General features: G+C 62.5%; 13 protein-coding genes. 1 reads left to right on the top strand and 12 read right to left on the bottom strand.

The features are described 5' to 3' along the window. Positions 1-325: 325 nt before the first annotated feature. The 10 genes from E0D86_RS09005 to nudF form a co-directional block, all read right to left on the bottom strand. A complete protein-coding gene (locus E0D86_RS09005; protein ID WP_256681168.1) occupies positions 326-1,012 on the bottom strand; it encodes a membrane integrity-associated transporter subunit PqiC in 687 nt (228 codons plus the stop codon). Between the two features lie 202 nt (positions 1,013-1,214). After that, positions 1,215-3,467, bottom strand: a complete 2,253-nt coding sequence (parC, locus tag E0D86_RS09000; protein ID WP_131649667.1) for a DNA topoisomerase IV subunit A — start codon at positions 3,465-3,467, stop codon at positions 1,215-1,217. 31 nt (positions 3,468-3,498) lie between these two features. Next, positions 3,499-3,849 carry a VOC family protein gene (locus E0D86_RS08995; protein ID WP_131649666.1) on the bottom strand — a complete coding sequence of 117 codons (351 nt, stop codon included), beginning with the start codon at positions 3,847-3,849 and terminating at the stop codon, positions 3,499-3,501. Further along, complete coding sequence (locus E0D86_RS08990; protein ID WP_131649665.1) at positions 3,846-4,373, bottom strand: TIGR02281 family clan AA aspartic protease; 528 nt, start codon at positions 4,371-4,373, stop codon at positions 3,846-3,848. The genes E0D86_RS08995 and E0D86_RS08990 overlap by 4 nt, the downstream gene beginning before the upstream one ends. Then, positions 4,370-5,353, bottom strand: a complete 984-nt coding sequence (locus E0D86_RS08985; RefSeq protein ID WP_131649664.1) for an esterase-like activity of phytase family protein — start codon at positions 5,351-5,353, stop codon at positions 4,370-4,372. The genes E0D86_RS08990 and E0D86_RS08985 overlap by 4 nt, the downstream gene beginning before the upstream one ends. Further along, the gene (parE, locus tag E0D86_RS08980; RefSeq protein WP_131649663.1) at positions 5,350-7,236 is read right to left on the bottom strand and encodes a DNA topoisomerase IV subunit B; all 1,887 of its coding nucleotides are present in this window, start codon (positions 7,234-7,236) and stop codon (positions 5,350-5,352) included. The genes E0D86_RS08985 and parE overlap by 4 nt, the downstream gene beginning before the upstream one ends. Before the next feature lie 18 nt (positions 7,237-7,254). Further along, complete coding sequence (locus E0D86_RS08975; protein WP_131649662.1) at positions 7,255-7,872, bottom strand: YqiA/YcfP family alpha/beta fold hydrolase; 618 nt, start codon at positions 7,870-7,872, stop codon at positions 7,255-7,257. Between the two features lie 152 nt (positions 7,873-8,024). Beyond that, positions 8,025-8,834, bottom strand: a complete 810-nt coding sequence (gene cpdA / locus E0D86_RS08970; protein WP_231752154.1) for a 3',5'-cyclic-AMP phosphodiesterase — start codon at positions 8,832-8,834, stop codon at positions 8,025-8,027. Between the two features lie 178 nt (positions 8,835-9,012). After that, entirely contained in the window at positions 9,013-9,459 is a 447-nt protein-coding gene (locus tag E0D86_RS08965; RefSeq protein ID WP_131649660.1) for a DUF1249 domain-containing protein, read from the bottom strand. Next, the gene (gene nudF / locus E0D86_RS08960; RefSeq protein ID WP_131649659.1) at positions 9,456-10,073 is read right to left on the bottom strand and encodes an ADP-ribose diphosphatase; all 618 of its coding nucleotides are present in this window, start codon (positions 10,071-10,073) and stop codon (positions 9,456-9,458) included. Before nudF ends, E0D86_RS08965 begins: the two co-directional genes overlap by 4 nt. Before the next feature lie 216 nt (positions 10,074-10,289). Between nudF and E0D86_RS08955 the strand changes: the two genes are divergently transcribed. Beyond that, positions 10,290-11,030, top strand: a complete 741-nt coding sequence (locus tag E0D86_RS08955; protein WP_131649658.1) for an RsiV family protein — start codon at positions 10,290-10,292, stop codon at positions 11,028-11,030. Here the strand turns inward: E0D86_RS08955 and cytX are convergent. Further along, positions 10,996-12,297 carry a putative hydroxymethylpyrimidine transporter CytX gene (gene cytX / locus E0D86_RS08950; protein ID WP_131649657.1) on the bottom strand — a complete coding sequence of 434 codons (1,302 nt, stop codon included), beginning with the start codon at positions 12,295-12,297 and terminating at the stop codon, positions 10,996-10,998. The two genes, E0D86_RS08955 and cytX, sit on opposite strands and share 35 nt — an antisense overlap. Positions 12,298-12,629: 332 nt before the next feature. Next, positions 12,630-14,510 (bottom strand): phosphomethylpyrimidine synthase ThiC, encoded by a 1,881-nt coding sequence (gene thiC, locus E0D86_RS08945; RefSeq protein ID WP_131649656.1) that lies wholly within the window; start codon positions 14,508-14,510, stop codon positions 12,630-12,632. Positions 14,511-14,595: the final 85 nt, after the last annotated feature.

Raw genomic sequence — 14,595 nt, 5'->3', positions numbered from 1 at the left:
GATTAGCCGAAGGCGTAATCCGTCGATGGCAGCCCACTCGCGGTAAACGACGGAGGCGCCGTCGGCGATTCCATCCTACAAGGCATGGACACCGTAGCCTGGATTAGCCGCAGGCGTAATCCGGGTTTCCGAAGACGTAATCCGACGGTCACGCGCCTGCTGACGAGCAGAGCCATCGGGGCAGGCCGGGCCTTGTAGGGCCGAATTCATTCGGCCACCGACTCAAGGACGAACAAGTTCGACTTTACGAACAACTTCAGAACGCAGGCTGGATTAGCCGAAGGGGTAATCCGTCGATGGCAAGCATCGCTACCCTCGGGCTTGGTTAGAAGCGAAACACTTCCAGATCGGTCCTGATCGGCTCGGCCGCGGGAATTGCCGGTGGAGAAGGCTCTGCCTTCCTCGGCGCTTTGATTTCGCGCTTTGCGCGCGTTTGGGCGATGACGACTGGCTCGATAGCGTTCGCCATCATTTCGCTCAGTCGCTGCAATAGCAGGCTTTGTGCACGCACTTGGTCGGTCGTGCTGCCCTGATGCTCTTCCTGTAACCGCACCAGACGGCTGGATTGCCGCTTGCCCTGCTTGTCCAGCAGACGCCACTGAGCCTCCAGCACGGCAGGATGCTCTGGGCCGGAATCCAGCCGCGTGATGTCCACTTCAACCCGCACGTCCGGCGTGAAGCCCTTGCTTCCTGGGCTCAGCTCCAGACGCTGGGTCTTCAGCTGCCAGGCCAGCTGGCGCAACAGAAGCTGATCGATATCGCCCTGCAGGCTACCGGCCCAACGCGCCTGCTGCCCTTCGGTCGCCAGACTACCGTCGGGCAAACGCTGCAACAGCACATCGCGCTGCAGGTAATCTGCCAACACAACCGGACCTAGCATCACCGCAGCGCCGTCGTCCTTTGTCGGCAGTTCGACGACTCCGTTATCCAGGCGGTACATGGGTACAGGTTGAGTGACGCAGCCAGTGAGGCTGGCACAGGCCAGCAGCAATACAGTTATGAAACGCCGCACGTTCGTCTCTTTCCTTGCACCGGGCTCGACCACCGGCAGGCGTCTACAGTCTGCCGTCAATGGTTGGCCCACAGTGCCGATTGTCTTTTCGGCTCTCGATGCGACCGACGATTGCAGTGCATCGAGAAGGATGAATTTGGAAGGCCGCTATCTTCCGTTAAACAGCCATCGGAAGCCAGCCTCTAGCGACTGCTGACCTCCGTCACACCTCGACCAGCAGCGAGTCCACACGCTGGAAGCCGCGCGGCAGCTTGTTCCCACGCCGTCCGCGTTCGCCCTTGTAGTGTTCGAGGTCATCCGCCCTGAGCGACAAGGTGCGCTTGCCGGCCTGCAATATCAGGGTTGCTCCCTCGGGCAACACGGCAAGGTCGGTCAGGTACTCGTCGCGACTTGCGACGCGATCGCCGGGGATGCCGATGATCTTGTTGCCTTTGCCCTTGCCCAACTGCGGAAGATCACGGACCGGGAACACCAGCAACCGCCCTTCGGTGGTGACGGCCGCCAGCCAATCCTGATCCCTGCTCTTCAGCGGGCGCGGCGCGACTACGCGGGCGCCGGCCGGCAATGACAGCAGTGCCTTGCCCGCTTTGTTCTTGGCCTGTAGATCCTCGCCCTTGACCACGAAGCCGTAACCGGCATCCGACGCGATCACGTACAGCGCCTCGTCATCGGGCAACAGCACGCATTCGAAACTGGCACCCGGCGGCGGCGTCAGCCGTCCGGTGAGCGGCTCGCCCTGACCGCGCGCAGACGGCAGCGAGTGCGCTGCCAGCGAATAGCTACGGCCAGTGGAGTCGATGAACACAGCATATTGATTGGAGCGGCCGACGGAGGACGCCCTGAAGCCATCGCCGGCTTTGTAGGACAGCCCGGTCGCATCGATATCGTGGCCTTTGGCGCAACGCGCCCAGCCCTTCTCGGAAATCACCACGGTGATCGGCTCGGATGGCAGCAGCTCGTTCTCCGACAACGCCTTGGCCTCGGCCCGCGCCACGATTGGCGAACGGCGGTCGTCGCCGTAGGTTTCGGCGTCCTCCAGCAGCTCCTTGCGCACCAGCTTCTTCAGCTTGGCTTCGCTGCCGAGCAGCGCCAGCAGCTTCTCGCGCTCCTTGGCCAGTTCGTCCTGTTCGCCACGGATCTTCATTTCTTCCAGCCGCGCCAACTGCCGCAGGCGAGTGTCGAGGATGTAGTCGGCCTGCAGTTCGGACAGCTCGAAGCGCGCCATCAGCACCGGCTTGGGCTGATCCTCGGTGCGGATGATGTGAATCACCTCGTCGAGGTTGAGGAAGGCCACCAGCAAGCCCTCCAACAGATGCAGACGTTTCTCTACCTTGTCCAGCCGGAACTGCAGACGGCGGCGAACGGTGCCGATGCGGTAGGTCAGCCACTCGGACAGTAGCGTCTTGAGGTTTTTCACCTGCGGCCGGCCATCGAGACCGATGACATTGGTGTTGACCCGGTAGCTGGACTCCAGCTCGGTAGTGGCGAACAGGTGCTGCATCAGCTCGTCGGCATCGACCCGGTTGGAGCGCGGGATGATGACGATCCGGCACGGGTTTTCGTGATCCGATTCGTCACGCAGATCGGCGACCATGGGCAGCTTTTTGGCCTGCATCTGGGTGGCGATCTGCTCCAGCACCTTGGCGCCGGAGACCTGATGCGGCAACGAGGTGACGACGATGTCGCCATCCTCGACCCGGTACACGGCACGCATGCGCACTGAACCGCGCCCGGTTTCGTAGATCTTCAACAGGTCCGCACGCGGAGTGACGATTTCCGCCTCGGTCGGATAATCCGGTCCTTGTACGTGTTCGCAGAGCTGCTCGACGGTCGCGCCCGGCTCGTCGAGCAAGCGCACGCACGCAGCGGCGACTTCGCGCAGATTGTGCGGCGGCACGTCGGTGGCCATGCCCACTGCGATACCCGTCGTGCCATTGAGCAGCAGGTTGGGCAAGCGCGCCGGCAAGGTCGCCGGCTCGTCGAGTGTGCCGTCGAAGTTCGGCACCCAGTCGACGGTGCCCTGCCCAAGCTCGGACAGCAGCACCTCGGAATAGCGCGACAAGCGTGCCTCGGTGTAGCGCATGGCGGCAAAGGACTTCGGATCGTCGGGCGCACCCCAGTTGCCCTGGCCATCGACCAGCGTGTAGCGATAGCTGAACGGCTGCGCCATCAACACCATGGCTTCGTAGCAGGCCGAGTCGCCGTGCGGATGGAACTTGCCGAGGACGTCGCCGACGGTACGCGCCGACTTTTTGTGTTTCGAATCGGCGTTCAGTCCCAGCTCGCTCATGGCATAGACGATGCGCCGCTGCACCGGCTTCAAGCCGTCGCCTATATGCGGCAGTGCGCGGTCCATGATCACGTACATGGAGTAGTTGAGGTAGGCCTGCTCGGTGAAATCGGCGAGGGAGCGGCGCTCCACGCCATCCAGGCTCAGATCGATTGTTTCGCTCATCAGCAGTGTTCTTCAGTAAAGGTTGGATGACTCACGGCTGTCGCTCGCCGAACTTGAGCAGGTTGCCGTGGATGTCGATAACGTAAAGTTCTTTCATGCCCCAAGGCCGCAGCACCGGGGCCTCCAAGGTCAGGCCGCGCTGGTTGAACTCTTCATACAACGCCTGGCAATCGCCGGTACGCACGTAGCAGGAGGTATTTTCCGCCAGGTGTCGCTCGGCGCAGAGCCAGAAGTGCAGTTCGGCCCCGTCACGTTCCAGGATCAAGTAATCAGCGGCCTGCTGCCGCATGCGAAAGCCCAGGAAGGAGGTATAGAAGGCCCGGCTTTCATCAAGGCCCAGCGAGGCCAGCACCGGCACTGTCGCCTGTATGAGTGCGCTCATGGTCGATCCGTGGCGTGTTGGCGCAGCACCAGAGTGCCGGCGCGCTGGGTGAATTCGAGTTGTTTCAAGGCGCTCATGCCGAGCAGCACCTGCTCGCCGCCGAAGCCAGGCGCGATAAGCGCACGCACGTCCTGCAGAACGATGTCGCCAAGCGCAAGGCTGTCGAGCACCGTGCGATAGCCAGTGGTCTGGCCATTGGCTGTCTGCAACCGCACCGGAGCGCCGCGCGCGAGATCCAGCTCTTCGGCCAGTTCTGCCGGTATGGCAACGTCGGTGGCGCCGGTATCCAGCAGGAAGGTAACCGGCTGGCCATTGATCAGCCCGTCAGCGACGAAGTGCCCCTGGATATTGCTCTCCAGATGAACCTCGATCTGGTCGCCCTGCACGAGGGAAACGGGCTCGCGGTTGGGGTTGAAGCGGCCCTGCTCCCAGTCAGCAAAAAAACGCGTGGCCAGCCACAGCGCCGCGCCCCATGCCAGTACCAGCATGACGCGGCCGGCGCGGCGGCCGGCAGGCTGTGTCACTGCTTGGCACCCCAGCCGCCCTTGGGCGCGGCGAAGCGCCAGACGATCGGACGCTTCTCTCCATCGGCGCGCGTGAGCTGGTTGTTATCGACGCCGACCCAGGCGCCCTCGGCATCGACCCACAGTGCTTCGGCATTGCCGAACGGCGTGTCGTAGCGACGGGAATCCGCCAGCGCCGTAGCCGCATAGGACCAGCATGCCTCGCTATCACCGTTCGCCGGCTTGCGCCGACAGACCTGATGAGGGACGGGCTCCAGGGTGAACAGCTTGTCCGCATGGAACGCGAGCCCGGAAAATCTGCGCGGCTGATCGGTTTCGCTCAACGCCGCCGGCGGTGTCTCCCGCCCGCCTTCGGCCAGCAATACGCAGCCGCCGGTACATTGCCAGACACTCTGCTTGCGGTGCATCACCATCAGGCCGCGACGATTGTGCTCGGCCGCCAGCCATAGGCGATTGGCATCCGTATCGACCGCGACACCCTCGAACAGGGCGTTGAACTGCTGCAACATCCCGCTCGCGCGCGCCTGGCGAACGACACCGGCGGGCAGGCTCAGCCATTCGGCGGTGCCCGCCGGGCTGACACGCAGCACAGCAGCATAGGCTTCGCTGACCAAATAGCGGTTGCCCAGACGGTCGCAGCTCAGGCCCTCGAAATCCATTTCGCCGCCGCGAAACAGACCGGTCACGGCGGCACGCATGCGCACGCCCCACGACAAACCGGTGTTCGGCACGGGCGGCAATTCGAAACGCTCGGCTTCCGCGCGCCAGACGGTTTCGCTGGCATCGAGGCGATACAGGACGTTGTCCTCGCGATCCGACACGGCCCACAGCCCATCGCCGCACCAGGCCAGCCCGGACAGGTTGCCCTGGGCGATCCCTTCGACAGGGTGCTCGCTGACCAGTGTCAGCTCGGGCGCCGCAGCGACGGCCCATACTGGTGTCGTCAGCGCAAACAACAGCGCGATCCAGGGCTTGTTCAAATCAGCACCTCGGCGAGATTGCCCTTGGACTCGAGCCAGTTCTTGCGATCCCCTGCGCGCTTCTTGGCCAGCAGCATGTCCATCATTTCACGGGTACCGCTGAAATCATCGAGCGTCAGCTGCACCAGCCGGCGCGTGTTCGGGTCCATGGTGGTTTCACGCAGCTGCGGCGGGTTCATCTCGCCGAGACCCTTGAAGCGAGTGACCTGGGGTTTGCCGCGGCGCTTCTCTGCCGTTAGGCGATCGAGAATGCCGTCGCGCTCGGCCTCGTCCAGGGCATAGAAAATGTCCTTGCCCAGATCGATGCGATACAGCGGCGGCATGGCGACATAGACATGTCCGGCCTCCACCAACGGGCGGAAGTGCTGGACGAACAGCGCGCAAAGCAGCGTGGCGATGTGCAGGCCATCCGAGTCGGCGTCGGCGAGGATGCAGATCTTGCCGTAACGCAATTGCGACAGATCGGACGAGCCTGGATCCAGCCCGATGGCGACGGCGATGTGGTGCACTTCCTGACTGGCCAGCACCTCGCCGCCGTCCACTTCCCAGGTATTGAGGATCTTGCCGCGCAACGGCAGGATCGCCTGGAACTCCTTGTCCCGCGCCTGCTTGGCGGAGCCGCCCGCCGAATCGCCTTCGACCAGAAACAGCTCGGAGCGCGCCGGGTCCTGTCCGGCACAGTCGGCCAATTTGCCGGGCAACGCCGGCCCTTGAGTGACTTTCTTGCGCTCGATCTTCTTGCTGGCCTTGAGTCGGCGCCCGGCGTTGCTGATGGCCAGTTCGGCCAGTTGCAAACCCAGTTCGGGATGGGCGTTGAGCCACAGGCTGAAGGCATCCTTGACCACGCCGGAAACGAATGCCGCCGCCTCGCGGGAAGACAGGCGTTCCTTGGTCTGGCCGGAAAACTGCGGTTCCTGCATCTTCGTCGAGAGCACGAAGGCAATCCGCTCCCAGACGTCCTCAGGCGCCAGCTTGACGCCGCGCGGCAGCAGGCTGCGGAACTCGCAGAACTCGCGCATGGCGTCCAGCAGCCCCTGACGCAAGCCATTGACGTGAGTACCGCCCTGCGCCGTCGGGATCAGGTTGACGTAGCTTTCCTGGACGCTATCGCCACCCTCCGGCAGCCACAGCAGCGCCCAGTCGACCGCTTCCTTGTTACCGGCCAGACTGCCGCAAAACGGCTCGTCAGGCAGACGGGCGAACTCGCTGACCGCATCGGTCAGGTACGAACGCAGCCCATCCTCGTAATGCCATGCGACCTTCTCGCCGGTGTTCTTGTCCTCGAAGCTGATACTCAGGCCCGGGCAGAGTACGGCTTTCGCCTTGAGCACGTGCTTGAGTCGGCTGATGGAAAACTTCGCTGAATCGAAATATTTCGGGTCCGCCCAGAAATGCACGCTGGTGCCGGTGTTGCGCTTGCCAACCGTACCGATAATGTCCAGCTCGCTGGCCTTGAAGCCATCGTTGAAGGCCATTCGATATTCGTTGCCGTCGCGCTTGACCGTCACTTCCACCCGCGTCGACAACGCGTTGACCACGGAAATACCGACGCCATGCAGGCCGCCGGAAAACTGGTAGTTCTTGTTCGAGAACTTGCCGCCGGCATGCAGCTTGGTCAGGATCAGCTCGACGCCAGACACGCCCTCTTCGGGGTGGATATCCACCGGCATGCCGCGACCGTCGTCGATCACCTGCAGGGAATTGTCCTGGTGCAGGATCACCTGCACGGAGCTGGCGTGGCCCGCCAGCGCTTCGTCGACGCTGTTGTCGATGACTTCCTGGGCCAGATGGTTGGGCCGCGAGGTGTCGGTGTACATACCCGGACGCTTGCGCACCGGATCCAGGCCGGAGAGGACTTCAATGGCTTCGGCGGTATAAGACATGTGCGTCTCTTGATGTCCTTATGATTCGGAGAAATCGAGCTCTGCAAAGATGCCCGGATCGAAGCCGGCGAAGGCCAGCAACGCGGGGATTCGTTCAGCGAACCCCTGGAAACCGTGATCGCCGCCGGCCTGGATGCGTAACGCGCATCCCTTGTAGAAATCCGCCGCGTGGCGGTAATCCAGCGTTTCATCGCCCGTCTGCAGCCAGACCTGATAGCGCTCGGCATCCTGTGGCGGCGGTACTTCCAGCTCGGCCAGGGCAACGACATGGTCTTCGGTCAGATCCCAGACTTCGCCCGTGTAGAGATTGGTCTGCGGCCCGAGGTAACCATCGAAGCGACGGTGCGGCGTCACGGCCGGATTGATCAGCAGCGCCTTGAGCCCGTGGCGCTCGGCGAGGTGCGTTGCATAGTATCCGCCGAGGGAGCTGCCGACCAGCACAGGACGCCCCAGCTCGGCGATGAGCGCTTCGAGCTGGGCGATGGCCTGACGCGGATGATGATGTAATGCCGGCACTCGCAGCCATGCACTCATGCCAATGCGCTCCAGCGCCGCGGTTAATTGGCTGGCCTTTTGCGACAGCGGGGAGCTGTTGAGGCCGTGCATATAGAGGATGGCGGGTTGCGTGCGGGTCATGCTGGTTCGCTGGGCTGGCAAAAGACGGAAAGGCTACTAGGCGAGACGCGCCGGCTGCAAGCCGCTAGCGAATCAGTATCGGGGCTTGCGCCCGCGCGCCGCTCAAGCCTGTTGGGTCGGCTCTTGCTTGAAGCTCGTGGTTCGTAGCTGACTCAATACCCTTTAATGCTGTGATCTACCTTGAAGGTCATGCCGACCACTCGGGATACGCCTGTATCCAGACGTCCATCATCATGGAGACGCAACCAGCGATAGCCCGGCGCAAGCGTATCGACCTGGAATTCCTCACTGCCCGGGGCGAACTGAACGCCCGTCGACGGCGTTGCCAGGAGCCTGATGTCGCCGCGCTGGTCGTCGAATTCTTGGTGGATGTGCCCCCAAAGCACGGCCTGAACACAAGGGAAGCGGTCGAGCACTGCGAACAGCGCGTCGCGGTTGCGCAGCCCGATACTGTCCATCCAGCGGCTACCGATGGTGACCGGGTGATGATGCAGACAGACCAGATGATGACGCTGCGGTGCGTCCTGCAGGGTCCGTTCGAGCAACTCCAGCTGATCATCGCGAAGCATGCCGAATACCGAACCCGGCACCAGCGTATCGAGCATGATGACCCGCCACGCGCCGACATCCAGCACAGGCGCCATCATCTCACTGCCGCGAGCGGCCTCCTGCATGGCCGGCAGCTCGTCATGATTGCCCGGACACCAGCGCGCCGGCGCATCGATGCGCTCGGACAGCTGGCGAAAACGCTGATAGGACGCAAGCGAGCCATCCTGGGACAGATCGCCAGTGGCCAGAATCAGGTCGACGCAAGGCTGCTCGGCAAGCACCAGATCGACCACGCGCTGCAGACTTTCGCCGGTGTCCATGCCCAGTAGTTTGCCGCCCGCCTCGGCGAACAGGTGACTGTCGGTCAACTGCACCAGCAGCACCGAGTCTTTTTCAATGAGGGGCGCAGCCAAGACCCGTCTCCTTTGGCGAAATCGCAATAGAATTATGGTGGCTGGCGGTTGCGGGGGTAAACCGCGCGATGCGGGCATGCATCACAGAAGCTGGAAGCTGCCAGCGAATCAGTGCCGGGGCTGGCGCTCAGAAGTTATCAAGCTGTCCTTCCTTGGAGCTTGCGGCTTGCAGCGGTTGTCAGAGCACAGGCTCCAGCTCATGACCGCAAGCCAGGCAGTGGCCGAGCCATTCGCCGAGGAACAGGTTGAGCTGATTTTTCTCGTCGGGCTGGTGCATCTGCGCGTTGGGATAGCTGTAGATGCCCCGGAACCGCCGAGCATTCTCGGCGCGGATGACTTCCGCCATGCGCGCATCGTGATATACCCGCACCTCCATCTGTGGCGCGGGCAGCCAGGGCAGGCAGTCCTGCTGGCTGATCTGCACGGTAGTGGTATAGGGGCAGCTTTCCACCACCTTCAGTGCCAGCACGCCCAACAGGCGGTCGCCCTGGCTCATGGCGATACGGCGAACATCAGGCTGGATGCGCATATCGGGCAGCAGCCGCATCAGCCGCAGGTAGTTCGCCTCGCAGGCCGATTGCAATTCCAGTAAGTCGACACGGTAGCGTTCAGGTGTTCGCCTCATGTCCACGCCTCCCTGACTTCATCGCGATTCAGGGCCAGCCACTGCAATGCAATGATGCTCGCGGCGTTGTCGATACCGCCGTCGCGCACGGCCTGCAGTGCACGCTGCAACGACCAGACATGCACACGGATATCTTCACCTTCTTCGTCCAGGCCGAACACCCCGCCGGCATTGGAACTGTCACAACGCCCCAAATAAAGGTGCACTCGCTCGGTGCTGCCGCCAGGCGACGGGAAGTAGGTCGTCACCGGCCACAAATCGGCCACTTCCAACCCCGCCTCTTCGATGGCTTCGCGACGCGCCACCTCTTCAGGCTGCTCGTCCTTGTCGATCAGACCCGCGACCAGTTCGATCAGCCAGGGGTTGTCGACCTTGCCCACCGCTCCGACCCGGAACTGCTCGATCAGCACGACCTCGTCGCGACGAGGATCGTACGGCAGCACGCAGACCGCATCGTGACGAACGAACAGCTCACGCTCCAGTTGCCGCCCCATGTCGCCATTGAACAGGCGATGACGCAACTGGAGGCGGTCCAGACGATAGAAACCGCTGAAGCATTGCTCTCGCTCGATGATCTCGACATCATCCGGGCCGGATTTGAAAATATCAGTCATGAATCACTCACATATCGGATTGTCCGGCGCCAGCCTGGCGCCAGAAGACTGCAACCGTCACGGCGTGAGCGGTCTCTCTGTTGTCATCCTAGCGCGCCGTTTATTCAGGCGCAGCCCTTTGCAGACCGCTTGCACGCGGAAAAATTACCAAACGCCCATTTACGAACTTCACAACCTGCCGGTACTCGAAACCGCACTGCAGCCAACACAAGAGCCATGAACCCATTGAAGCCTTTTCGCCACGTCTTCGTATTGATCGTTCTTAGCCTGCTACTCAGCGCCTGTCAGCATTTTCGCGGCGAGCCGCCCGTCGAGGCTCGGCAGATCGTCAGCGAGCAGCGCCCCGCCGGTTGTCCAGAGCAGGACGATCGCTGCCCACTGGTAAACATCGATACGCTGTTATTCGCCGAAGAGCCGGCGTTGAACGCCCTGATTGACCAGCGACTGCGCAGGATGACGATCAACAGCCCGGACGCCCAAACTCCGGCAACCTTGGAACTCTACCAAGACGATTTTCTGCGTAGCGCAGAACCCGGCTGGAGCAGCTATCTGCAGGCCAAGCTGCGAGAGCAGCACGGCTCGCTGCTCGTGGTCGAGCTGTCGAGCTACCTGTACACCGGAGGCGCCCATGGCATGCCCGGTCGCGGATTCATCAACTACGACCGGGAACAGGGCCGCGAGCTGGAATTGGCAGACGTTCTGCTTCCCGGCAAGGAGGGCGCATTCTGGCGTGCCGCCGCAAAAGCGCATCAGCAGTGGCTGCTGGCGAACGAGCACGATGCCGAGTTTTCTCGCCAATGGCCGTTCCAGCGAACCGCCAATGTCGCCCTGCTACGCGACAAGGTGCTGCTCAAATACGACGTCTACAGTATCGCGCCCTATTCGAGCGGCCATCCAGAGCTGGAGATTCCGTACGCCGAACTCAGCGCGATTCTGAAACCTCAATACCTGCCGTAGCGTGACCGAAACGGCTCAGCACAAGCAACAGCCCGCCGGAGAGGAACAGCGCGGGCAGGCTGGCACCGATTTCCGGCCAGGCGCTGGCGAGCACGTGATAAGTAGCCGCTCCGCAGCCCCAGGCCAACAGAGTTTCCCAGCGCAAACCGGCAGCCGGAGCGGCCAGGCGGCCTCGGCCCCGAAGAATGTAATGATCGACCAGCACGACGCCGAACAGCGGCGCGAATACCGAGCCGATCAACAGCAGGAAATTCTGGTACTCGGCAAGCGGCGCGAACCAGGCGATAAGCGTGCAGATTGCGCCGATCATCAGCGCCAGATGCTCGACCTTGAGCGGCAACAGGATGCCGACTGAAACTGCGGCCGAATGGATGTCGGCGAAGGCGTTTTCAGACTCGTCGAGCAGTATCAGCAATAAAGGAATACCCAGCCCCGCGCCGGCCAGCGCCAATAACAACGCATTGACTTCCTCACTGTTGGCGAACGCCAGGGTGTAAGCGACGCCAAGGCTCATCAGCCAGAAATTGCCGGCAAAGAATCCCAGCGCGGTACCCCCGAAAACACGCACGGCCGCGCGGCCGAAGCGCGAGTAATCAGCGATCAGCGGCAACCAGGACAGCGGCATGGCGATGGCGATATCGAAGCCCAGCGCGAACGGCAACGAGCCATCGCCCTGCCGAGCCCAGAGCGCCGCCAGGTCCGCCTTGTCGAACAGATTCCAGGTCAGCCAGACACAGGCGCCGAGCAACAGCCAGATGCCCCATTTACGCAGTATCCGTCGCACGAAGGTCAGCGGGCCGGTGACGGCCAGCAGCGTGGCGAGACCGCCGAAGAACAAGGTCCACAACGCAGTGCTGTTCAGCACGTTGCCTTCGCCGAATGCGCGGGTCGCCAGCACGCTGGCTGCATCTCGCATGACGATGATCTCGAATGCGCCCCAGCCGATCAGCTGAACAAGGTTCAGCAACGCCGGCAGCACCGCACCGCGGCTGCCCAGCGTGAGCTTCAGCGCAGCCATGGATGACAGGCCGGTGTCGGTGCCAATCACCGCGACCGCCCCTAGCAGCAACACGCCGACGGCGGTTCCGCAGGCGATTGCCAGCAGCGCGCCACTCATGCCCAACCCCGGTGCCAGCAAGGCGCCGAGCTGCAGCACCATCAGGCCGACGCCAAGGGAGAACCACAGGGAAAACATGTCACGACCGCCGAACACACGGTGTTCAGGGGCGACGCTTTGATGCGGGGAATAGCGGCCTGGAATGTTCACATTGTTTTCTCAGAGAAACCGGTTGCCCGGCACAAACTGCGGGAGCGAGAACGCTCGCGACCGCCGAAGAATTAAGTAGCGATAACCGCTACGGGGTTGATGCCCAGACTCAGCCACCATTGCGGCGGGTTGTTCCCGCGCCACGAGTCTCAAAAAGGGTTGATCGTTCTTACGCTCTGCATGGAATGCGCCCCGAATGCTCCAGCGCTCGTAGTGGCGGTGGAGCCCGGTTGTCCGGCGCAAACCGCTGGAACGGCTAACAGGTCGGGGGCGATTCGCAGGATGTATGCACACCCTGCGAGTCGCCCCCGACCTCCCAACGTTTCTACGCTTTAGACCTGCCGGTAAATGACCGACCCTTCATCCTTGAAGCGCGATGACTGCTCGGCGAAGCCGGCCTCGATGGCCTTCTGCTCGTCGGTCAGGCCGTTTTCGGCGGCGTACTCGCGGACTTCCTGAGTGATCTTCATCGAGCAGAATTTCGGCCCGCACATGGAGCAGAAATGCGCGACCTTGGCCGAATCCTTGGGCAGCGTTTCGTCGTGGTAGCTGCGTGCGGTGTCCGGGTCGAGGCCGAGGTTGAACTGGTCTTCCCAGCGGAACTCGAAGCGCGCCTTGGACAGTGCGTTATCGCGAATCTGCGCGCCCGGATGACCCTTGGCGAGGTCGGCGGCGTGGGCGGCGATCTTGTAGGTAATGATGCCTGTCTTGACGTCATCCTTGTTCGGCAGGCCCAGGTGTTCCTTGGGCGTGACGTAGCAGAGCATGGCGCAACCAAACCAGCCGATCATCGCCGCGCCGATGCCGCTGGTAATGTGGTCATAACCAGGGGCAATGTCGGTGGTCAGCGGGCCGAGGGTGTAGAACGGTGCCTCGTCGCAGCATTCGAGCTGCTTGTCCATGTTCTCCTTGATCAGGTGCATAGGCACGTGGCCGGGGCCTTCGATCATGCACTGCACGTCGTGCTTCCAGGCGATCTTGGTCAACTCGCCGAGGGTTTCCAGCTCGCCAAACTGCGCGGCGTCGTTGGCGTCGGCAATGGAGCCCGGACGCAGGCCGTCGCCCAGCGAGAAGCTGACGTCGTAGGCCTTCATGATTTCGCAGATTTCCTCGAAGTGGGTGTAGAGGAAATTTTCCTGGTGATGGGCTAGGCACCACTTGGCCATGATCGAGCCACCGCGGCTGACGATGCCGGTGACTCGTTTGGCGGTCAGCGGCACGTAGCGCAACAGCACGCCAGCGTGGATGGTGAAGTAGTCCACGCCCTGCTCGGCCTGCTCGATCAGCGTATCGCGGAACAACTCCCAGGTCAGATCCTCGGCCACGCCGTTGACCTTCTCCAGCGCTTGGTAGATCGGCACGGTACCGATCGGCACCGGCGAGTTGCGGATGATCCATTCGCGGGTTTCGTGGATATGCTTGCCGGTTGAAAGATCCATGACCGTATCCGATCCCCAGCGAATGCCCCAGGTCAGCTTGGCCACTTCTTCCTCGATGCTCGATCCCAGCGCCGAGTTGCCGATGTTGCCGTTGATCTTCACCAGGAAGTTGCGGCCGATGATCATTGGCTCCAGCTCGGTGTGGTTGATGTTGGCCGGGATGATGGCGCGGCCGCGAGCCACTTCGTCACGGACGAATTCCGGGGTAATTTCCTTGGGAATGCTGGCGCCGAAGCTCTGACCTGCGTGCTGCTGATCCAGCAGGCCGGCGGCGCGGTGCTCCTGCAACTTCATGTTTTCGCGGATGGCGATAAATTCCATCTCGGGCGTGATGATGCCCTGACGCGCGTAGTGCATCTGGCTGACGTTCTTGCCCGGCTTGGCGCGGCGCGGGTTGCGCACGTGGGCGAAGCGCATGGCGGTCAGCTCGGCATCGTCCAGGCGGCGCTGGCCGAATTCGGAGCTCAGCCCCGGCAGTTTCTCGGTGTCTCCGCGATCCGCGATCCAAGCGCTGCGCACATCGGCCAGGCCCTTTCGCACGTCGATCTGCACATTGGGATCGGTGTAAGGACCGGAGGTGTCATAGACGGTGACCGGGGCGTTGATCTCGCCACCGAACGCAGTAGGCGTCACGTCGAGGCTGATCTCGCGCATCGGCACACGAATGTCCGGGCGCGAGCCCTGCACGTAGATTTTCTGCGAACGCGGGAAAGGCTGGATCGACTGCTGGTCGACCTGGGCGGATTCACTGAGATGTTGTTGTTCTGCACGCATCAGACTGGCTCCTCGATAGTTGTCGGAGCGAACCTGAAAAACACGGCGGGATAAGGGCATCGGGGTGCGCCGGGATTGGCGCCGA

Origin of the sequence: Pseudomonas sp. IC_126 (assembly GCF_004331835.1) — a bacterium.
Taxonomy (GTDB): Bacteria; Pseudomonadota; Gammaproteobacteria; order Pseudomonadales; family Pseudomonadaceae; genus Stutzerimonas.
The sequence above is the reverse complement of the archived record's forward strand: the minus strand, read 5'-3'. Positions and strand labels throughout refer to the sequence as shown.

Excerpts from the sequence above, each read along its gene's own strand:
- parC (WP_131649667.1), bottom strand. The coding sequence starts at position 3,467 with ATGAGCGAAACAATCGATCTGAGCCTGGATGGCGTGGAGCGCCGCTCC.
- E0D86_RS08995 (WP_131649666.1), bottom strand. The coding sequence starts at position 3,849 with ATGAGCGCACTCATACAGGCGACAGTGCCGGTGCTGGCCTCGCTGGGC.
- parE (WP_131649663.1), bottom strand. The coding sequence starts at position 7,236 with ATGTCTTATACCGCCGAAGCCATTGAAGTCCTCTCCGGCCTGGATCCG.
- E0D86_RS08975 (WP_131649662.1), bottom strand. The coding sequence starts at position 7,872 with ATGACCCGCACGCAACCCGCCATCCTCTATATGCACGGCCTCAACAGC.
- E0D86_RS08965 (WP_131649660.1), bottom strand. The coding sequence starts at position 9,459 with ATGAGGCGAACACCTGAACGCTACCGTGTCGACTTACTGGAATTGCAA.
- nudF (WP_131649659.1), bottom strand. The coding sequence starts at position 10,073 with ATGACTGATATTTTCAAATCCGGCCCGGATGATGTCGAGATCATCGAG.
- E0D86_RS08955 (WP_131649658.1), top strand. The coding sequence starts at position 10,290 with ATGAACCCATTGAAGCCTTTTCGCCACGTCTTCGTATTGATCGTTCTT.
- thiC (WP_131649656.1), bottom strand. The coding sequence starts at position 14,510 with ATGCGTGCAGAACAACAACATCTCAGTGAATCCGCCCAGGTCGACCAG.